Source organism: Rheinheimera nanhaiensis E407-8 (assembly GCF_000296695.1).
Lineage (GTDB): Bacteria > Pseudomonadota > Gammaproteobacteria > Enterobacterales > Alteromonadaceae > Alishewanella > Alishewanella nanhaiensis.
Genome location: NZ_BAFK01000018.1, coordinates 22,190 through 40,097 on the forward strand (window position 1 = coordinate 22,190; position 17,908 = coordinate 40,097).

Annotated in this window: 22 protein-coding genes; 4 read left to right on the forward strand and 18 right to left on the reverse strand. The window is 53.4% G+C overall.

Features of this window, described 5'->3' with window-relative positions; all coding sequences use genetic code 11:
* Genes RNAN_RS13885 through RNAN_RS13965 form a run of 17 tightly spaced genes read right to left on the reverse strand, consistent with a single transcriptional unit; the run spans position 1 to position 14,120 of the window.
* A complete protein-coding gene (locus RNAN_RS13885) occupies positions 1-453 on the reverse strand; it encodes a hotdog family protein (protein WP_008222847.1) in 453 nt (150 codons plus the stop codon).
* Positions 450-1,637 carry a beta-ketoacyl-ACP synthase gene (locus RNAN_RS13890; protein ID WP_008222849.1) on the reverse strand — a complete coding sequence of 396 codons (1,188 nt, stop codon included), beginning with the start codon at positions 1,635-1,637 and terminating at the stop codon, positions 450-452. Before RNAN_RS13890 ends, RNAN_RS13885 begins: the two co-directional genes overlap by 4 nt.
* Positions 1,634-2,206: a DUF3261 domain-containing protein gene (locus tag RNAN_RS13895; RefSeq protein WP_081502304.1), complete on the reverse strand. Its 573-nt coding sequence runs from the start codon at positions 2,204-2,206 to the stop codon at positions 1,634-1,636. Before RNAN_RS13895 ends, RNAN_RS13890 begins: the two co-directional genes overlap by 4 nt.
* Positions 2,188-3,429: an NAD(P)/FAD-dependent oxidoreductase gene (locus RNAN_RS13900; RefSeq protein ID WP_008222853.1), complete on the reverse strand. Its 1,242-nt coding sequence runs from the start codon at positions 3,427-3,429 to the stop codon at positions 2,188-2,190. The genes RNAN_RS13895 and RNAN_RS13900 overlap by 19 nt, the downstream gene beginning before the upstream one ends.
* The gene (locus RNAN_RS13905; RefSeq protein WP_008222854.1) at positions 3,416-5,671 is read right to left on the reverse strand and encodes an MMPL family transporter; all 2,256 of its coding nucleotides are present in this window, start codon (positions 5,669-5,671) and stop codon (positions 3,416-3,418) included. Before RNAN_RS13905 ends, RNAN_RS13900 begins: the two co-directional genes overlap by 14 nt.
* Positions 5,664-6,188 (reverse strand): LolA-like protein, encoded by a 525-nt coding sequence (locus RNAN_RS13910; protein WP_040552202.1) that lies wholly within the window; start codon positions 6,186-6,188, stop codon positions 5,664-5,666. The genes RNAN_RS13905 and RNAN_RS13910 overlap by 8 nt, the downstream gene beginning before the upstream one ends.
* Positions 6,185-6,595, reverse strand: coding sequence for an acyl-CoA thioesterase (locus RNAN_RS13915; RefSeq protein ID WP_008222858.1), 411 nt, complete (start codon positions 6,593-6,595; stop codon positions 6,185-6,187). The genes RNAN_RS13910 and RNAN_RS13915 overlap by 4 nt, the downstream gene beginning before the upstream one ends.
* Positions 6,582-8,186: an HAL/PAL/TAL family ammonia-lyase gene (locus RNAN_RS13920; protein WP_008222860.1), complete on the reverse strand. Its 1,605-nt coding sequence runs from the start codon at positions 8,184-8,186 to the stop codon at positions 6,582-6,584. The genes RNAN_RS13915 and RNAN_RS13920 overlap by 14 nt, the downstream gene beginning before the upstream one ends.
* Positions 8,170-9,168 (reverse strand): lysophospholipid acyltransferase family protein, encoded by a 999-nt coding sequence (locus RNAN_RS13925; RefSeq protein WP_008222862.1) that lies wholly within the window; start codon positions 9,166-9,168, stop codon positions 8,170-8,172. The genes RNAN_RS13920 and RNAN_RS13925 overlap by 17 nt, the downstream gene beginning before the upstream one ends.
* Positions 9,165-9,902 carry a glycosyltransferase family 2 protein gene (locus RNAN_RS13930; protein ID WP_008222864.1) on the reverse strand — a complete coding sequence of 246 codons (738 nt, stop codon included), beginning with the start codon at positions 9,900-9,902 and terminating at the stop codon, positions 9,165-9,167. The genes RNAN_RS13925 and RNAN_RS13930 overlap by 4 nt, the downstream gene beginning before the upstream one ends.
* Positions 9,895-10,251 (reverse strand): ApeI family dehydratase, encoded by a 357-nt coding sequence (locus tag RNAN_RS13935; protein WP_008222880.1) that lies wholly within the window; start codon positions 10,249-10,251, stop codon positions 9,895-9,897. Before RNAN_RS13935 ends, RNAN_RS13930 begins: the two co-directional genes overlap by 8 nt.
* A gap of 1 nt (position 10,252) precedes the next feature.
* Positions 10,253-11,590: an AMP-binding protein gene (locus RNAN_RS13940; RefSeq protein ID WP_008222884.1), complete on the reverse strand. Its 1,338-nt coding sequence runs from the start codon at positions 11,588-11,590 to the stop codon at positions 10,253-10,255.
* On the reverse strand, positions 11,571-12,125 hold the full coding sequence (locus RNAN_RS13945) for a COG4648 family protein (RefSeq protein ID WP_008222885.1): 555 nt from the start codon (positions 12,123-12,125) through the stop codon (positions 11,571-11,573). The genes RNAN_RS13940 and RNAN_RS13945 overlap by 20 nt, the downstream gene beginning before the upstream one ends.
* Positions 12,125-12,373, reverse strand: a complete 249-nt coding sequence (locus RNAN_RS13950) for an acyl carrier protein (protein ID WP_008222886.1) — start codon at positions 12,371-12,373, stop codon at positions 12,125-12,127. Before RNAN_RS13950 ends, RNAN_RS13945 begins: the two co-directional genes overlap by 1 nt.
* A gap of 14 nt (positions 12,374-12,387) precedes the next feature.
* Positions 12,388-12,645, reverse strand: coding sequence for a phosphopantetheine-binding protein (locus RNAN_RS13955; RefSeq protein WP_008222887.1), 258 nt, complete (start codon positions 12,643-12,645; stop codon positions 12,388-12,390).
* 2 nt (positions 12,646-12,647) lie between these two features.
* Entirely contained in the window at positions 12,648-13,409 is a 762-nt protein-coding gene (locus tag RNAN_RS13960; RefSeq protein WP_008222889.1) for a lysophospholipid acyltransferase family protein, read from the reverse strand.
* 3 nt (positions 13,410-13,412) lie between these two features.
* On the reverse strand, positions 13,413-14,120 hold the full coding sequence (locus tag RNAN_RS13965; protein WP_008222890.1) for a beta-ketoacyl synthase chain length factor: 708 nt from the start codon (positions 14,118-14,120) through the stop codon (positions 13,413-13,415).
* Positions 14,121-14,338: 218 nt separating this feature from the next.
* On the opposite strand from RNAN_RS13965, the gene RNAN_RS13970 reads away from it, so the two are divergent.
* Together RNAN_RS13970 and RNAN_RS13975 are read left to right on the forward strand one after the other, a co-directional pair.
* A complete protein-coding gene (locus RNAN_RS13970; protein WP_148275749.1) occupies positions 14,339-14,914 on the forward strand; it encodes a 4'-phosphopantetheinyl transferase family protein in 576 nt (191 codons plus the stop codon).
* Entirely contained in the window at positions 14,911-15,153 is a 243-nt protein-coding gene (locus RNAN_RS13975; protein ID WP_008222892.1) for a GlsB/YeaQ/YmgE family stress response membrane protein, read from the forward strand. Before RNAN_RS13970 ends, RNAN_RS13975 begins: the two co-directional genes overlap by 4 nt.
* 6 nt (positions 15,154-15,159) lie before the next feature.
* Here the strand turns inward: RNAN_RS13975 and RNAN_RS13980 are convergent, their stop codons facing one another.
* On the reverse strand, positions 15,160-15,402 hold the full coding sequence (locus RNAN_RS13980) for a DUF1289 domain-containing protein (RefSeq protein WP_008222895.1): 243 nt from the start codon (positions 15,400-15,402) through the stop codon (positions 15,160-15,162).
* Positions 15,403-15,944: 542 nt separating this feature from the next.
* Here RNAN_RS13980 and ilvG point away from each other — a divergent pair.
* Both ilvG and ilvM read left to right on the forward strand, forming a co-directional pair.
* Positions 15,945-17,600, forward strand: a complete 1,656-nt coding sequence (ilvG, locus tag RNAN_RS13985; RefSeq protein WP_008222896.1) for an acetolactate synthase 2 catalytic subunit — start codon at positions 15,945-15,947, stop codon at positions 17,598-17,600.
* Positions 17,597-17,851: an acetolactate synthase 2 small subunit gene (ilvM, locus tag RNAN_RS13990; RefSeq protein WP_008222897.1), complete on the forward strand. Its 255-nt coding sequence runs from the start codon at positions 17,597-17,599 to the stop codon at positions 17,849-17,851. The genes ilvG and ilvM overlap by 4 nt, the downstream gene beginning before the upstream one ends.
* The last annotated feature ends 57 nt before the right edge of the window (positions 17,852-17,908 follow it).

Here is a 17,908-nt window from a genome sequence, read left to right on the forward strand (position 1 = left end):
TTACTCCGTTAACCAAACCCGGTAATCTTCCGGTTCAAATACATTAAGTTTGGCGTTTACCAGCACCTCGCCGTGCTGCGAAATCTGGCAGTCAAATACGCTAAGGCCCGACTCGTCCATCACCACTTTAGTGACACTAACATTAAGTTCTGCGCCTTCAGCAAAGGCCGGCACTGCAGGTTGATATTTACGACAGCCGAGCAAAAAACCTAAGCGTACACTGTCACCTGCCGCCAGCTTATGTGCTCCGGCATAGGCGGCAATAGTCTGCGCCATATACTCGATACCGACATAGGCCGGCACTGAGCGGCTGGCAGCGTCAAAAAATGCACTGCCGGCACTGATATTCACTTTACATACCGCATGCTCGGTGCCGGCTTCGATAAAATGGTCCAGCAGGATCATCGGCTGCGCATGGGGCAATATCTGCTCTATCGGATAACCCGTTATCATGCTGTAGTTCCTAAAATTACTGCAACATTATTGCCACCAAAGGCAAAAGAACTGGATAAACAATAACGTAGCTGTTGTTGCTGGCCCTGTTGTACCAGCTTAAGCTGTGGTAACTGCGGGTCAGCTGCGTTATCCCAACAATGCGGGATCAAATAATGCTGTGGATTATAGTCGGACAACATCAGCCAGCAAAGCGCGGCTTCAAGTGCACCGGCGGCGCCCAGTGTGTGGCCGGTCATCCCTTTGCTGGAACTGGCAGCCACCTGCTGCAGGCCCAGTGTTGCCAAAGCGGTACTTTCCATACTGTCGTTAAGCGCTGTCGCCGTGCCGTGCAAGTTAATATAATCCAGTTGCTGCGCGCTAATGCCGGCGCTTTGGCAGGCCTGGTTAATTGCCGCTATTGCGCCCAGCCCGTCTGGCTGCGGAGCCGACATATGGTGAGCATCGCTGCTGGCACCACCGCCGAGCAAGGCAATGCCGCTGTTACCGCGCTGCATAACAAATAACACGGCCGCTTCGCCAATATTGATACCATCGCGATTGGCACTAAAGGGCTGACACAGGCCGGCCGATACGGCTTCCAGCGCGGAAAAACCGCGCAACGTCAGCTGACATAATGAATCGACACCACCTACGATCACCGCATCTGCCAGGCCGGCTTGCAGCAGGCTTTGCGCGCTGAGTAGCGCCCGGGCGCTGGATGAGCAGGCTGTAGATATGGCATAAGCCGGCCCACGGACATCAGCCAGCCAGCTGATAAATTCGGCCGGTGCCGCCATTTCCTGCATCTGATAATCAAAATCCGGCGCAAACTGCTGCTGTTGCATCTGTAGCGCTAAGGCCTGCTCGCCTTCAGCAATACCTGAAGTGCTAGTGCCAATAATAACGCCAATGCGTTCAGCACCAAACTGGCTGCGCAAAGCACTAACCTCGCTGGCAATCTGGCTAAAGGCGAATGCCGCCAGCTGGTTATTGCGGCTACGATAACGCGCTGGCCAGGCGCTGTAGTCAGGCAATGCCGCCCTGACTTCACCAACTATGACACTCTGGCCTGCGGTCAGTAAATCGGTGCGCGCTCGCATACCGGCGCGGCTGGCGGCAACGGTATTGTGCCAGACTTCGCTTTTGCTGTTGCCTAATGCGCAGCACAGGCCAAGTGCGCTTAAGCGGCTAAACGTTGTCATAACAGCTCCTGCAGTAACGTAGTGATCTGCAACTGGTAGCCCGCGCTACTAAGCTCAATCTGGCTGCCGGGCAGCAGTTGTCCGGCCTGTTTGATGCTGAGCAACACTGAGCCATCGCGGCGTACCAGCTGACGCAAACTGTCTTGCTGACGCAAACTAAGCTGTTGCAAGCGGCCGGCTATCAGTGACGGCTCCAACAGCGCCAGCTGCATTTCCGCCAACAGGCGGCGGGCAAATTCTGGCTGATCAAACGGCGGTATCCCCGATACGCGAAGCTGATGGCCATGGCTATATTGCAAACGCCATAATTCATGCCCCAGCGGCGATAAGGCCACCAACAAATAGCCATCGGGCTGTAACAGCGCCGTCAGTAAAAATTGGTGCTGGCGCTGGCCGTCTTGCCAGTGTAGCTGTTGCACCAATTGCTGCGGTGCGCCAGGCCAGTTGTCCAGTAACTGAAAATGGCCGCCATCCAGCGCCACCCAGCCCGCCTCAGGCGGCAGCCGCCATTGCTGGCAAGCGCTTAGTAGCAACAGGCAAATGGCGAGTATTACTCGGCGTCCAGACATAATTCCCTTAACACATTTAACCGCCGCTCCGGCTCTGCCACATAAGGGTTAGCCTGATCCCAGGCATAACCGGCCAGTATTGAGCTGATCATCGCCGTGACTTTTGCCTGGCGCTGACGGCTGAAAATCACATCCTGAAAGCGGCCGTCATACCAGGCCGTAACAAAAGCACGGAAGGTATCGATACCTTTGCGCAGTGGCTTACTGTACTCGGTGTCCCAGTTGGGCTGCTCACCGTTAAGCTGACGCAGCACCAGCGGCACTGCCATCGCCGCTGAGCGCAGTGCTATGGTGACACCAGAAGAAAACACCGGGTCGAGAAACTCGCCGGCATTGCCCAATAACGCAAAGCGGTTACCGTGCAGGCTACGCACATTGGCAGCATAGCCGGTTAAACTTTGCGCTTCATTAACCGGTTCGGCCTGCGCCAGCAACTGTGCCAACTCGGGTGTTTGCTGCACATGCTGCCATAAGTTGTCAGCGGCACTGCGGCTGGCGTCGAAGCGCTGTTGCTTACCCACTACGCCCAGGCTGGCGCTGCCATCGCTAAACGGGATCAACCAGAACCAGACATCCGGCAAACTGGAGTGCACGGTGATCAGAATTTTATTGCGGTCAAAGCGCGGATCACTGATGTTATCGCGGATATGACAAAAGCTGGCCTGACGCACCGGAAAATCGGATGGCTGCTCCAGATCCAACAATTTTGGCAACACGCGACCAAAGCCGCTGCCATCCAGCACAAAACCGGCACTAAGCTGATACTGCCGGCCATTATCATCGCTGACTTGCAGTAATGCCTGCGCCGCGCCGGTTATATCCACCTGCTCTACTGTGACACCGTAACGAATTTGCAAGCCCTGCTCTGCAGCGGCGTCGGCCAGTATTTTATCAAAGGCGGCCCGCTTTACCTGAAAGGTAGTACCGGGGCCAGGGCTGAATTTGTCCGTAAAATCAAAAGCCGTACGAAAATCATTTTTTAAAAATGCCGCGCCGTTTTTAAACTGAAAGCCATGCGCGGCAGCCTGTTGTTGCAGTGCTGGTTCCAGCCCGGCTTCGGCCAGAAATTGCATACAGTGTGGCAGCAGGCTTTCGCCAATACTAAAACGCGGAAAATGCTGTTTTTCGACACACAACACCTTTTTACCGGCCTTACGCAGCAAGGCACCGGCACAGGCACCGGACGGGCCGGCACCAATTATCACGACATCAAAGTGTTCCACCAGAGACAGGCTCCTTCTGACTTAACAGGGTTAATAGTGGCGCCAGCAGGGCAGACAACGCAACGCCGGAAAAGACCGTAAAACCAAAGCTGGCAACGGCCGGTGTCTGGCTGAAACTTAACATACCGAACGCCAGGCAACTGGTGGCAGCCGATAACAGCACCGCTTGCATTACTTCCGTCTTACGCAGGCTGGAAGTGAAAAACACCGCATAATCCAGTGCCAGCGCCAGCACCAACAACGCTGCCACCAGATTAAATACATTAAGTTGCTGTTGCCGCCACAAACTAAAATACAGCGCCGCCCCTATCGCCAGCGTCAGCAGCAGGGCACTGGCCAGTGCAGCCTTAATACCGCGACGCCAGCTTAGCACCGCAATACTTAGCAGCAGCGCCAAAGCCAGCCAGATTAACAGCTGAACACGCAAATGCTGCAGGCTGCTATTGGCGTCGGCAATCGGATCCAACAGGTAGACCGCCGGCAGCTGCGCCAGCGCCTGCTTTAACCGCGCTGTATCGCTGACACCACGCAATAGCACTACTGCGGCGGTTTGGCCTTCAACACTAAAATGCTGCTGTAGCAGCGGTGAAGTAAAGTTGTCTGGTGTTAAATAGTCGCTGCGCGCTGCCGGCGCAGCTAACTGTAACTGTGTCAGGTAAGCCTGCACCGGTGCGCTTTGATAAGCCCGTTGCAATAATTGCTGGTGCAGTGCTTGTTGTTGTTGCGATGCCAGTTGCTGGCTTAGCCCTTGCCACTGCGTAAACCAACCCTGCTGTTGCCACTGCGCCAACTGTGCCTGCAGTGCCTGCTCTTGTTGCAGCGCCTGCTGCGGCGTGTCGGCCAGCAGCACCAGAAAACGGCTATCCCACTGCTGGGCCCCCAGAGCGCGCACTTCAGCTTCCTGCTGCAGTAAACTGGCCGGACTTTGGCTGAACAAGCGGACATCGTCACTAAAGCGGCTCTGCAACAGTAATACTGTCAGCAATACCGCGCTAACGCCGATACCTGTCAGCCAGACCGGTTTGGCCGGTAAACCCTGATAGCCGTGGTTAATATAGCGGCAGCCCTGTTGCAACCAGTGGCTGTTGTGCAATTGTTGCGGTGCCAGCAGCAGGGGTAACAGCAGCCAGACGCTGATAAAGGCCACCAGCAGACCAGCGAGCATAAACAGCGCCACCTGTTGCAGCAAACCAAACGGCAGCCACAGCAACGCCAGATAGCCGAGCAAGGTGGTAAGCAGGCCCAGCGCCAGGCTGGGCAACATGGCGCTAAAGGCCGCTTTACCCTGATTGGCAGCTAAGATACCGTGAAAGGAATAATCTATCGCGATGCCAATTAGCGTGGTGGCAAATACCAGTGCCAGTACATGCGGTTGTTCAAACGCCAGTAACAGTGCCGCCAGGCCGGCAATCACCGCCGGCAGCAGTACCAGGCTGGCCAGCAGCAGTGGCCGGGCGCTGCGAAAACATAGCACTAACAGTAGCAAAATCGCTAACAGTGAGATGGCGCCATAAAACTGCATCTCAAAGCTGGCATTATCGGCCGCATGCACAGCATGAAACAACACGCCGCTGCGTGCCAGCTGCAATTGGAGCCATTGGCTTTGCAGTGCGGACAGTTGTTGCTGCAGTGCCTGGTGCAGCGCGCTGGCTGGTGCGCGGTCAAACGGGTCTGCTGCGGTTTCGCCGTACAATACGATGGCATCGCCCTGCCGTGTTTCAAACCAATGCTGTTGTAGTGTCAGGGTGCCTGCGCTTTGCTGCTCCATAAACTGTTGCGTCAGTAACAAGGGGTCCTGGCTTAAGGCGTTGCTTAGTAAAGGTGCCGGGCTGTATAACCGCTGCCAGGCAGCGTCGACTAAGGCCTGATACTGGCCCTGTTGCAGCAAGTCGCTGGCTTGCGCTGATAGCAGTAAAGACTGGTGCTGCTGATACTGTTGCTGCAGCTGTGTCAGCATAGCGCCCGGCTGGTACCAGCTTAGGCCACTGATGTTATGCTGCAGTAGCGCGCTGGCAGCGTCGCGCAGTTGTGGCAGCGGCAGGCCGGATAACTTAAGGGTCAGCTGCCGGCTGCTATTCACCTGTGATAGTAATTGTTGCTGCCAGGGTTCGGCGGCGGCAGGTAACAAGGCCGTGATGCTGCTGCTCCACTGCCGCTGTGGCAACTGCAGTAGCAGATAGGCCAGCAGGCACAGCACTAGCGCCAGCCAGCCGGATGCTGCCAGGCGGGGCAGCTTAGTCAAGGCTGGCCTCATGCTGCAAATCTATCGTCGTGCTATTGCCGTTGGTTTCCAGCAGCACAATTTGCTGCAGAGTACTGCCGCCACACAGGCGGATCTGCACAAACAACTTACTCAGCGGCGCCTGTAACGGTTGCAGCAATTGACAGCCGCTGTCATCGTTGCTGAGAACAAAATGGCTGCTGATAAACTGATGCTGCTGTTGCAGCACCGCCAGCATCAGTTGGCCGACAAATTCACTACCGGCAACGGCAACATACTGTTGTTGCTGCCACTGGCTGACACCGGCCGGGCTAACCTGCAATTTGCTGTCCACTGGCGTGGTGGTGTGCCACAGCAGTTGCTCGGCTTCAAGCTGAATATAACCGCTACTTTTCAGTGCAACCGGCAGGCCCTGCAATTGTTTGGTTTGGTTGAACTGCAGCTGGCCCTGCAACGGCTGAAAGCGCAGTTGCGGGCTGTCGTCCGCCTGAACGGGCAGCAGCAAACCAAGGAGTAACATTGCGTAAATTCGCATCATGGTCGTGACAGCCCAAGTTTGTCAAACAGCACCGCCGGGCTTTCATAGCACATTTCCTTGCTGTTCATGTCGATAGCAACCTGGATGGTACTGGCTTTGGTCAGCTTTTTGCCGCTGGCGACATCGGTGATTAGATAGTCTATTTTCAGCCGGTTTTGCCATTCTTTCAGCGTAGCGATAACTTTGATTTTATGCGCGAACAAGGCCGAACCGACATACTTGATCTGCATATCAACAATAGGCCACATATAGCCCGACGCCGACATCTCGGTGTAGTCGTAATTAAAGCTGCGCAATAGCTCGCAGCGGGCCACTTCCAGATACTTCACGTAGTGGCCATGCCATACAACCTGCATCGCATCGACATCAAAAAACGGCACATCAATAATGATTTCAGCGCTGCGCATCAGTGTTCTCCTGATATAGCGGCCAGTGTTGCTGCTGTAACTGCGTCACCAGCAGACGCAATTCGGCTTCCAGCGGCCGGTCTTCGCTGATCTGCGCATGTTGCTGCTGCAAACTGTGCAGCATCTGCTGCAGTTCAGCGGTTAAACTGCTAAAACACAGCTCGCCCCGGGCGATACGCAGCTGCACACCTTGTTGCACCGCCAGCAGCGAGGCCGCCACCACCTGCTCGGTTAACTGCAGCACCCGCAGACAATCGCGCGCTGCTATGGTGCCCATGCTGACCTTGTCCTGGTTATGGCATTCAGTAGAGCGCGAAAACACGCTGGCTGGCATCGTCAGCTTCAGCGCTTCGGCAGTCCAGGCACTGCAGCCAATCTGTACGGCCTTAAAACCGTGATTAATATAGCGCCGCTCCGGCGTTGCGGCAGATAAGTTTGATGGCAAACCATTGTTAAACTTAGTGTCCATCAACAATGCCATCTGACGGTCATGTAAATCGGCCAGGTTGGCCACCGCCGTTTTCATGGTATCCATCACCATCGCAATATGGCCGCCATAAAAATGGCCACCATGCAGCACATGCTCACCGATACCGTCGATAATAGGATTGTCGTTGGCACTGTTCAGTTCGTTCTCAATCGTCTGCTTAAACCAGGGCAGCGCATCGCGCAGCACACCAATAATATGCGGCGCACAACGAATAGAGTAGCGGTCTTGCAAGCGGCTGGAATTGCGCGGGTGCTCATAGTGGTTTAAGTCGTGGCGGATCCAGCCGGCCACTTCATTTTGCCCCTGATGTGGCTTAACACTGAATAAAATATCATCAAAATGATGGCTGTTGCCTTGCAGCGCCAGGCTGGCCAGTGCGGTGATGCGGCTGGACATCCGGGTTAGGTATTCTGCGCGCTGGTAAGCCTGGCATGCCAGCGCCGTCATCACGGCCGTGCCATTCATAATGGCCAGACCTTCTTTGGGTCGCAAAGTGACCGGGTTCAGCCCGTAAGCCGCCATCACTTCTGCTGCCGGGCGTATTTGCCCCTGATGAAAAACATCCCGCTCGCCAATTAACGCCGCAGCAACATATGACAACGGCGTTAAATCGCCACTGGCACCGACGCTGCCTTCCTGTGGAATACAGGGCACGATATCGTGATTTAAAAATGCCACCAGCAAATTAAGCAGTTCAAAACTGACGCCGGAATAACCCTGGCTGAGCGAACATAAGCGGGTAGCCAGAATGGCACGGCCCTGTTCAGGCGTAAAGTGTTCGCCAAGGCCACAGCCATGAAAGCGGGTAAGATGAATGGGCAACTCATACACCTGAGATAACGGCACCTTTACCGTTACACTGTCGCCGTAGCCGGTGGTAACGCCATAGATTACGCCATCTTCCTGCAGCAGCTTATCCAGAAAGGCCACGCCGGCATTAATTTTCTCTGCAAAGTGGGCGTCGTCACTCAGGCCTACCGGTGCCGCCTGGCCGGCAATCGCATTGATCTGCTCGATGCTGATGCGGCCTTTGCCAAAGCTAATGACCGGCTTAGCTGTCTGGGCTGGCTGCGATAAACCGGTTTCAAGTACTGCTGTCACCTGGCGCTTCCTTCTGTTGACTAAGTTTGTGCTGACTGGCCGCTGGCAATTGCCAGAAGTCATAAAAATTAAACCATTGCAACGGGTAGCGACAGGCAACCTGTTCCAGTTGCTGAGCATATTGCTGCACGGCATTTTGCAGTGCCTGTTGCCGGTCTTTACGCGGTAGCTTAAGCTGCCCGGCAAAGGGTTCAAACATCAGGTTGTAGCCGTTATCCTGCCGCATGCAAAACATCAGATAAACCGGACATTGCAGTATGCTGGCCAGCACCCAGGGGCCGATGGCAAAAGGGGCCGGTTTACCAAGAAAATCCGCCCAGATGGCACGTTCCGGCGCCTGCACTGAAATACGATCGCCAACAATCACCACCAGCTCACCGCGTGCAATACAATCACTGAGCATCACACCGACGGCCGGGGTCAGCTCTGTCACTTCAATCAGTTGCAGATCCACGGCACTATTGCTGTCCTTTAAGATACGGTTGAACGCAGCAGCGTGACGGGTATGGGCCAGTACGTTAATTTTTACCGGATATTTGCTGCGCACCAGGGCGCGACACACTTCGAGGTTACCTAAATGGCTGCCAATTAACACTGCGCCTGTGTCGTGCTGCATAATAGTGTCAAAACCAACACTACCGCCGTAATACACCTGTTTGCCGTCCAGCCGGCCCAGCCAGGCATCTATTTTCGCCAGCGCCGCCATGGCAAATTGCCAGAAGTGGCGATAACTTTGCCAGTAACCCGGCGGGCGCTGAAACGGGCTTAGTGGCCCTTTAAAAGTATGTACCTGTTGCAAAAACTGCCTTGACGCGGTGCGGGCGCTGCGATCTTTGATAAAAAAATAGCCAAGCACCGGCACCATAACCAATAAAATCAGATATTTACCACCAAATCTGTACAAACCCAGCAGTAAACGGATGGCCAGATAACTGCCATTTTCACGTTTTTGCGCCCAATGACTGCGTTGCGCCGTTGTCATGCCTGGCTCCATTTACGCCACAACAGCACCGGCGCGCGCCATAACATGCCAAAAAACAGCCGGGTATGCATTTTGCTGATCAGCCAGTTGTCACGCAGCAGATTAAAGTGCGAGCGGCCACCTTGTGGGTACACAACCTTAGTCGGAATAAACTGTACCGGCACGCCTTGCCAGTACAACCGCACCATAATTTCAATATCAAAATCCATGCGTTGGCCCAATTTTACCCGGTCCAGTAGCGCGACAGTAGTGGCCAGCGGATACACCCGCAGCCCCAGCATAGAATCTTTAATATCTCTGGACAGGGTTTCAATATGTACCCAAAAGTGCGTAATATGCCGGCCTATGCGCCGGCTGCGCGGCATAGAGTCGTCATACAAGGGCGCGCCGCTGATCAACGCCAGCGGCTGTTGTGCGGACAACTGCCAAAACGCCGGTATATCCTGAATGTCATGCTGGCCATCGGCATCAATTTGCAACGCATGGCTCAGGCCGGCAGCCAGAGCATGGCGCAGGCCGGCGCTTACTGCCGCGCCTTTGCCGCCATTTTCGGCCAGCGTAAGCAGTTGGATCAGGCTGTGCTGTTGTGCCAGTTGTGCCAGTACCTGTTTGGTCGCCATATCAGAGCCGTCGTCGACAATAATCAGCGGTAACTGATACGGCAGTAAGGCCGCAACCGTTGCGGCTATGGTTTCATGATGGTTGTAGATCGGGATCACAAAGCAATTACGCATCGCTGGTCAGGCTCCATTTTAACCGGCCAGACGCAACCTTTTCACCGTTACGGCTGTAACTGAACAAGCTTGTCTGTTCGGCACTGCGCTCCAGTACTAACAGCAGTTGCTGCCCCGGTCTTATCATCTGCTGAAACTTCAGCACTTCTACCGACACAACCTCGGCGAATGCCGAAAAATACCGCTTGCTGTAGTGCACTGCCCAGTCCAGCTGGGTTACGCCAGGCAGTACCGGCGCATCGGGAAAATGACCGGCAAACCAGTGAATATCAGCACTGATCTCCAGTAGCAAGCTAACCTGTTGCTCAGTCTGGCTTACTAGCGTCAGCGCGGGGAATAACTTAGTCATGCTAAAACAACGCCTCCAGTAGCGCGCGCGGTAATTTACCCTGCGCATTGTACGGCAACGCCGTTAAATAACGAAACCGCTTAGGTAGCAAGACCCGTTCAAAGCGTTGTAGCAGGTGCTGCCTGAGCAACTGATTCAGTGCCAGCTTACCCTGAGTCTGCAATACCGCCTGCCCGGCCGCTGATAACACAACGACCAGCGCCAGCTGTACTTTTGGCTGTTGCAGGATCAAGGCGGCAGCAGCACTAACCAGTTCACTGTGTTGGCAAAACTGTTCCAGCTCAGGCAGTGACAAACGTTTCTCTTCCAGTTTAACAATACGGTCCAACCGGCCTTGCAGCATAAAACTGTTGTCTGACAGCAACTGTACTTTGTCCTGCGTCTGGTAGCAGCCATTATCCGGCAGATGCGGTGATTGCAGCACTAAGGCGCCTCGCTCGTCGCTGGCCAGTTGTACACCGTTAAACGCCTGCCACGGGCTGTTGCTATGCTGGCGCTGGCGAAAAGCAATGCCACCGGTTTCAGTACTGCCGAACACTTCTGTCGGCAGCAGCCCTAACGCCTGCTGATAGCGCGGCGGCACAACATCGGCTAAAGGGCCACCAGAGCTGAAAATAGCGCTGATCCTGTCAGCCAGCGGTGCCAGTTTAGTAATATCGTCAAAGCGCGCCAGATGCGCCGGGCTGGCAACAAAAACAACCTTGTGTTGTTGCAATAAGGCTTGCCATTGTTCCAGATAGCTAAGCTGCTCAGGGTAAAACGGCCGGTTGTTGCACAGTGGCCACAGCAAGCGAAACAGCAAACCGTAGATGTGCTGCAGCGACACTGTGCCGGCCACCAGTGTCACCTGTTGTAGCACAGCACCAAATTGCTGTTGCAGCGTCTGCACTTCGCACAGCAACTGTGACAGGCTTTTGCTGATCAGCTTAGGTGCGCCACTGGAGCCGGAGGTAAAAAAACTCAGCCGGCATTGCTTGCTTAACTGCAGTTGCAGCTCTGCTTGCGCTGTAGCCGGGTTTGCAGCGCCACTAAAGGTTTGCCCGGCCTGCCAGTCACAATGCTGTGCCGCCAGTGCCAGTGTGGCCGGTTGGCCATCGGCAGACAGCACTATATGCTTGCCGGCTATCGCCAGTGCCACCAGCCAGATACTAAACTGCAGGCCGTCCGGCTGATATAGCAACACGCTATCGCCATCCTGCTGCAGGATATGTTGGTAACACTGCTGTACACTGTGATACCAGCGCTCATAGTTATAATGTTGGCCATGGCTGTCCAGTGCGATAATTTGCTGTGCCGACGCCCAGCTTAGCTGCCAGGTATTATTCTGTTGCTCTAACACGACGTCTTACCAGCCATTCTGCTGCCATTAACAAACCCATCAGCAGATAGGCAATAAAACCGTTATATAACACCCACAGATCCCAATCACCCCACCAAGCCGTCAGGGCCGCTATGCTGCCATTTAGTAGAAAAAAACCACACCAGACCTGAGTCACTTTACGGGTATAGGCCACGCCTTTGGCATCCAGTTCACCTTCAACCAAACTCGCCAGCCGTTCAACCACCGTCGGCGGATAACATAGCGACCAGCCAAACAGCAATAACATACCGCTGTTAACCCATACCGGGTAATACAGCATGGCTTGCTCGGCTTTACCCAGCACACTGGCAGCCAGCAGGATAATGGCGCTGAGTAAAAAGAAGCCGCGTTGTGACAGCGTACTTTGGCCAAATATCGCCTTCACCAATGCTATTAGCACCAGTGGCGTTAAGGCGGCTGTCGGATGCCAGTGACTGACCGCCCACCAGATGTAGAAGGGGTAAGCCAGCAGAGTCAGTTGCAACAGCACTTTGATCAAAGGATGTTGCAACATCAGGCGTCGATCAGGGCGTATACTTCATCAACTACGTTAGCTACAGTGCGTACAGCTTTAAAGGCATCCGGTTCAATTTTCTTGCCGGTCAGCTCGCGCAGCTTTACTACCAGGTCAACGGCATCAATGCTGTCCAGATCCAGATCTTCGTACAAGTGAGCGCCCAGGTGTACCTGCTCTGCATCCAGTTCAAATTCCTTTACCATTAGTTGTTGTAATACGGCAAAGATGTCCTGTTTTGTTTTCATTGTTGTTGCTCCGGTTACTGCTGCTGTTGCTGCACATAAAGCGCCAGATTACTGATGCTGGCAAAGTGCTGTTTATTTTGTTCGGCGTTGGCGTCGGGTTTAATCTGGTATTTTTTCTTTAACGCCTGGCCCAGTTCTAAAGCGTCGATTGAATCCAGCCCAAGGCCGTCACCAAATAAGGGCGCGTCATCATCTATATCTGCGGCAGTAATATCTTCCAGCTCCAGCGTTTCGATGATCAGTTGTTTTAGTTCGTGTTTTAAAGCGTCCATAGTTAACTCAATACCTGCTGATAAAAACCTTGTAAATCCCTTGTCAGCTGTCTGGCAGCAAGCGAAGGGGACGACAGATTACGGTAGCTTTGTACCGCTATCGGTTTAATAAAGTGAATAGCCAATGTCGGCTTGCGCTTGGGTACGTTATACCAGTGTTCTTCTTTGGTCAGGGTGCTGGGCTGGCAACTGATGCGCAGTGCCAGATAATCACAGCCTGAGCGCAGCGCTATATTGGCCGCGCCGCGTTGAAACTGCAGTGCCTGGCCAGGCTTGCTGCGTGTGCCCTCCGGAAAAATAATCAGGTTGTTACCCTGTGCCAACGAGGCCGCGCAGTCATCCAGCAACTGATCCGGATCAGCATTACTGATATAGCCGGTACTGCTGATCACACCGCGCATAAAGGGGTTGCGAAACAGCTGCGCCTTTACCACGCAGTCAGCATTAGGCGTCATGGCGATTAAGGCAACCACATCAATCAGGCTGGGGTGGTTGGCAATAATAATCCGGCCACGCGCCTGGCGCAGCGTTTGCTCGGCGCTAAAATCAAAATTAAAGATCTGTAGCCACTGCATCAACTTGATAAAGCTGCGAAAAGTAAGATGCACTGTATGGCGGGCGCGGCGTTTACGTTGTTCGGCATCACGGATGATACAACGCTGTAATGGCAACACAGTAACTGACAATAAAACGCTACCGACACCAAAGGCAATAAAGCAAAAGCCGGTGGCCAAAATGCGATACCAGTGATTCAGTGCTTGCATCTATCAGCCCCTTTGCCACTGCCACAGACATTGACGACCGGCTATGCTGACTGACTGACATTGGTGCTGCAGCCAGGGTAATAATTGCTGCGTTTGTTGCTCAGATGCCAGCTGCGTCGGTGCACTGTGGCGGCTGAAGCAGACTTTCTCGCCGTCACTGCGGCTAAGTAACAACGCCAGTGCCACCGGTTGTGCCGGGTCCTGACAATACTGTTGATACACTTGCGGCACAGGCTCATCGGCATACAGCACCAACACCTGACTGAGGCCAGGCTCAGTTTGTAGCCTTGCGGCCGCTTCCAACACCGCATAGTGCAGGCTATCAGCCCCAGCGGCTATGGCATTACTATCGGCGCGGTTTTGGCTGAATAAACTTAACTGGCCAATAATGGCATTGTGCACTGACAAAGCGAATTGCGTCGGAGACAGCGCTTCTTGCTGTGCCACCTGCTGCAACAATCCCAGCGTTTTATGTAGATCGCCATGACGGGAGGCAAAAATCGTACTGATCTGTTGTTGCACTACTGACGTATCAGTGTTTGCTTGCAATTGTAAGGCAACCTCAAACGTCAGCTTGGTCAGTTTGCTTAAACGGCGGCGGGTCATGGCTGGCACCTTTGTCAAGTCAGGCACAGAACAAGCACCCAAGCCGGCATCACCCTGGGTTAAATCCGGCGTCCATACCGCCCAGTCGGTTAAGAAAAATTCCATCACAAGTTACTACTCAGTACGCTAAGATTTAAGCCGCCAAAAACCGCATATCATATATAAAACGGAGGCTAAAAGTAAATAAAGATGCTGTTTAAATCTACTTTGCTATCAGGATACAATCGGATTTATTACTACCGGACCAGCCATAATCATTCACTTATGTTAGCTCGCCGGCCATTATAAAATTTAACGACATCGCAAGCGCCGGGTTATTAATTATGATTAGCTTCGCCTACCGTCTTACGCTACAGACGCCAGAACAATGCAAACCCTGGCTCACCGCAGCTGAATGGCAGTACAGTCAAGGGTTAAGCGCAAAACGACAGGCGGAATTCAGTAACGGCAGAACTTTGGCGCGCAAAATGTTGATGCAGAACAATCTGCTGACAATAGCCGACATCGCTATCGACCTGCCATCGGAAAGTGCGCCCCGGCTGTTAGTACAGCGCAAAAAGATGCAGCTAAGTATAAGCCACAGCGGCACAGCTATTGCGGTTGCCCTTAGTGACCAACCCATAGGACTGGATATAGAGCAGATAAAGTGTCGTGACATTAAGGCGCTGACCGAACAACTGCCGGCAATGGCTGGCGTAACAACATTACAACAGTTTTATCAGCGTTGGACTGGCTGTGAAGCCTACAGCAAATATAGCGCTGACTCTATCTGGCAGACTCTGCAACGGCCTTTGCCAAAACAGATCTCGTTGTATTACTTGCCTTTATCAGACTATATGCTTTGCTTATGTTATCGCAAAAGTGATGTAGCAATACAAAACATCGGGGAACTACGATGAACTTTATTATGTTTTTAATTATCGGCGCTATCGCCGGCTGGCTAGCCGGTACCATTATGAAAGGCCGTGGCTTTGGCTTACTGGGCAATATGGTGGTGGGTATTGTTGGCGCCTTTATTGGCGGCTTTTTATTCAGCGCGGTGGGGCTGGCCTCTTATGGCTTAGTGGGCTCGCTGATCACGGCTACCGTTGGCGCTGTAGTACTGCTGTTCTTAATCGGCTTAATTAAAAAAACCTAGCTTGGGTTAAAACAAATCCAGTGACTCGCCACTTGGCCGAGCGTCCTGCTCTTTTTTCGCTTTAGCATTAAGCCGCGCCCGGCGCTGTGCCAGTAGTTTCAGAATGTGGGCGCGCTCTTCCACCGGCTTTTGGTGCCAGTTAAAACGTTCCTCACGCGAGCGCAGACAGCCAATGCAATAGCCACGGCTGTTGCTTTGGCACACGCCGATACAAGGATTGGGCAGGTCAAACAGCTCTAACTGATCCACGCTACTACCGCACTGGTTAATGAGTAGTTTAAGTGTACGTTGTGACTAACGTTGCGTGCAAATGGCTATGCATTCGGCCTAACAGCGTAAACCGGATTGCTCTAAGACAACCGTTGACGGCATGGATGCCGGAATCGAGCCTACAGGGACGTATTCACGGCGTGTTGTCGTGGGCAATCCGGTTTTAAGCCTTCACTAATGGTTGTTCAACTGACTATTTTTTAGCTAATCACAAAAATCTGTTGACTTCAGACTGATAGACGGCTATTTCTAATAGCAATTCGATCTGCCTGACAGATCAATATAACTAAAACGATTTTTAACCAAGTAAATAAGTAAGAATCATAAAATGCGTTTAGCTGCTGTTCTGAACATTATTGTCCTCGTGGTCGTGGTGATTATTAATCTCCGCGGGGGCGGTGTTTTGGAAAAAAAGTAGCCTAAAAAGCGAATTCCAACAAAACCCCCGCTCCGCAAGGACCGGGGGTTTTGTCGTTTCCGGGCCTTGAAAAAAGCGGTTTAGCATAACAAGGATACAGAAAATGAAAGGCGCAGAATTGGTACTTAAGGTGCTGCAACAACACGGGGTCGATAGCATTTTCGGCTACCCCGGCGGTGCCATTATGCCGATTTACGATGCACTGTATCAAAGCAGCGTTAAACACTATCTGTGCCGCCATGAACAGGGCGGTGCCTTTTCCGCCATCGGCTATGCCCGTGCTTCCGGCAAGGTAGGCGTCTGTATGGCGACCTCAGGCCCGGGCGCCACCAACTTAATCACCTCACTGGCCGATGCAATGTTGGACTCGGTACCAGTGGTGGCCATTACCGGCCAGGTGTCACAAGCGGTAATGGGCACTGACGCCTTTCAGGAAATTGATGTTTTGGGCTTAAGCCTGGCCGTCACCAAACACAGCTTTATGGTGCGCAGTGTCGACGAGCTGGCCGCCACGCTAAACGACGCCTTTGCCATCGCCCTAAGCGGTCGCCCCGGCCCGGTGCTGGTGGATATCCCCAAAGATGTACAGCTGGCAGAGCTTGATTATCAGCCTGAAGCTACCACCAGCGTTAGGCCTGTGCCTGTTGCTACTTCACTGGCCAATGCGGCTAAAGCCCGGGCCTTAATTGCTGGTGCGAAAAAACCTGTCGCCTATATTGGCGGTGGTGTGCATATGGCCGGCGCCATGCCACAGCTGCAGCAGTTTTTAGCGGCTAACCCTATGCCGTCGGTTACTACGTTAAAAGCTATGGGTTCGGTGGCGAAAGACAACGCGCATTACCTGGGCATGCTGGGCATGCACGGCACTCAGGCGGCGAATTTAGCGGTGCAGCAGTGCGATTTACTGATCTGTTTAGGTGCCCGTTTTGATGACCGGGTCACCGGCAACCTGCAAAAGTTCGCCCCGCTGGCCAAAGTCATTCATGTTGATATCGACCCGGCTGAAATTAACAAGGTACGCTTTGCCGATGCCGCCCTGCTGGGCGATATGCAGCAAATATTACCGGCTATATCTGCCGGCACTGACTGCGCAGACTGGCTAAACCATTGTGCCCAGTTAAAGCAGCAATACGGCTGGCGCTATGACCACCCGGGCGAGCGCATTTATGCGCCCTTGATGTTAAAGCAATTAAGTGAGCGGATGCCGGATAACAGCGTAGTGGCCTGCGATGTGGGCCAGCACCAGATGTGGGTAGCGCAGCATATGCGCTTTAGCCACCCGCGTAACCATTTATCCAGCGGCGGTTTAGGCACTATGGGCTTTGGCCTGCCGGCCGCTATCGGTGCCAAGTTAGCCCGGCCGCAAGATACGGTAATCACGGTAACCGGCGATGGCTCTTTTATGATGAATGTGCAGGAGCTGGCGACCATCAAGCGGTTTCGGCTGCCGGTAAAAATAGTCGTTATTGATAACCAACGCCTGGGCATGGTGAAACAGTGGCAACAGCTGTTCTTTAATGCGCGCTACAGCGAAACCGATTTATCTGACAACCCGGATTTTGTTGCGCTGGCTGCCGCCTTTGCCATACCGGGCCACTGTATAACGCGCAAAGATGAAGTAGAAAGCGCACTGGAAGCCATGTTTACCTGGCCCGGCCCTTATCTGCTGCATGTGTGTATTGATGATAAAGACAACGTTTGGCCGTTAGTACCGCCGGGCGCCGCTAATGAAGACATGATCACGGAGGCAAAAGCATGAACCATATCCTGCATATCACCGCCAGTAATACCCCGGCCGTTGTTGAACGCCTGTTACAGGTGACCCGCTATCGCGGTTATCAGCTGACCGGCCTGCAAATGACACCGCGCGCAGACAGCCGCAGTGTGGCGATAAGATTAAGCGTTAGCGGCGACAAGCCGATTCATTTATTAACCAGTCAGTTGCATAAGCTGTATGACGTGCAGCAACTGGAACTGGCTGGCAGTGAGCTGGCGGTATTAAGCGCCTGAGCCCAATATTAACTCCAGCTAACCCTATACTTTTTATTTACCGAACACACGGAGTAC

Coding starts and splice junctions, on each gene's coding strand:
- RNAN_RS13910 (WP_040552202.1), bottom strand. CDS start 6,188: ATGATGCGAATTTACGCAATGTTACTCCTTGGTTTGCTGCTGCCCGTT.
- RNAN_RS13950 (WP_008222886.1), bottom strand. CDS start 12,373: ATGAAAACAAAACAGGACATCTTTGCCGTATTACAACAACTAATGGTA.
- RNAN_RS13925 (WP_008222862.1), bottom strand. CDS start 9,168: ATGACAACGGCGCAACGCAGTCATTGGGCGCAAAAACGTGAAAATGGC.
- ilvM (WP_008222897.1), top strand. CDS start 17,597: ATGAACCATATCCTGCATATCACCGCCAGTAATACCCCGGCCGTTGTT.
- RNAN_RS13885 (WP_008222847.1), bottom strand. CDS start 453: ATGATAACGGGTTATCCGATAGAGCAGATATTGCCCCATGCGCAGCCG.
- RNAN_RS13975 (WP_008222892.1), top strand. CDS start 14,911: ATGAACTTTATTATGTTTTTAATTATCGGCGCTATCGCCGGCTGGCTA.
- RNAN_RS13930 (WP_008222864.1), bottom strand. CDS start 9,902: ATGCGTAATTGCTTTGTGATCCCGATCTACAACCATCATGAAACCATA.
- RNAN_RS13890 (WP_008222849.1), bottom strand. CDS start 1,637: ATGACAACGTTTAGCCGCTTAAGCGCACTTGGCCTGTGCTGCGCATTA.
- RNAN_RS13935 (WP_008222880.1), bottom strand. CDS start 10,251: ATGACTAAGTTATTCCCCGCGCTGACGCTAGTAAGCCAGACTGAGCAA.
- RNAN_RS13895 (WP_081502304.1), bottom strand. CDS start 2,206: ATGTCTGGACGCCGAGTAATACTCGCCATTTGCCTGTTGCTACTAAGC.
- RNAN_RS13960 (WP_008222889.1), bottom strand. CDS start 13,409: ATGCAAGCACTGAATCACTGGTATCGCATTTTGGCCACCGGCTTTTGC.
- RNAN_RS13955 (WP_008222887.1), bottom strand. CDS start 12,645: ATGGACGCTTTAAAACACGAACTAAAACAACTGATCATCGAAACGCTG.
- ilvG (WP_008222896.1), top strand. CDS start 15,945: ATGAAAGGCGCAGAATTGGTACTTAAGGTGCTGCAACAACACGGGGTC.
- RNAN_RS13945 (WP_008222885.1), bottom strand. CDS start 12,125: ATGTTGCAACATCCTTTGATCAAAGTGCTGTTGCAACTGACTCTGCTG.
- RNAN_RS13915 (WP_008222858.1), bottom strand. CDS start 6,595: ATGCGCAGCGCTGAAATCATTATTGATGTGCCGTTTTTTGATGTCGAT.
- RNAN_RS13970 (WP_148275749.1), top strand. CDS start 14,339: ATGATTAGCTTCGCCTACCGTCTTACGCTACAGACGCCAGAACAATGC.
- RNAN_RS13965 (WP_008222890.1), bottom strand. CDS start 14,120: ATGGAATTTTTCTTAACCGACTGGGCGGTATGGACGCCGGATTTAACC.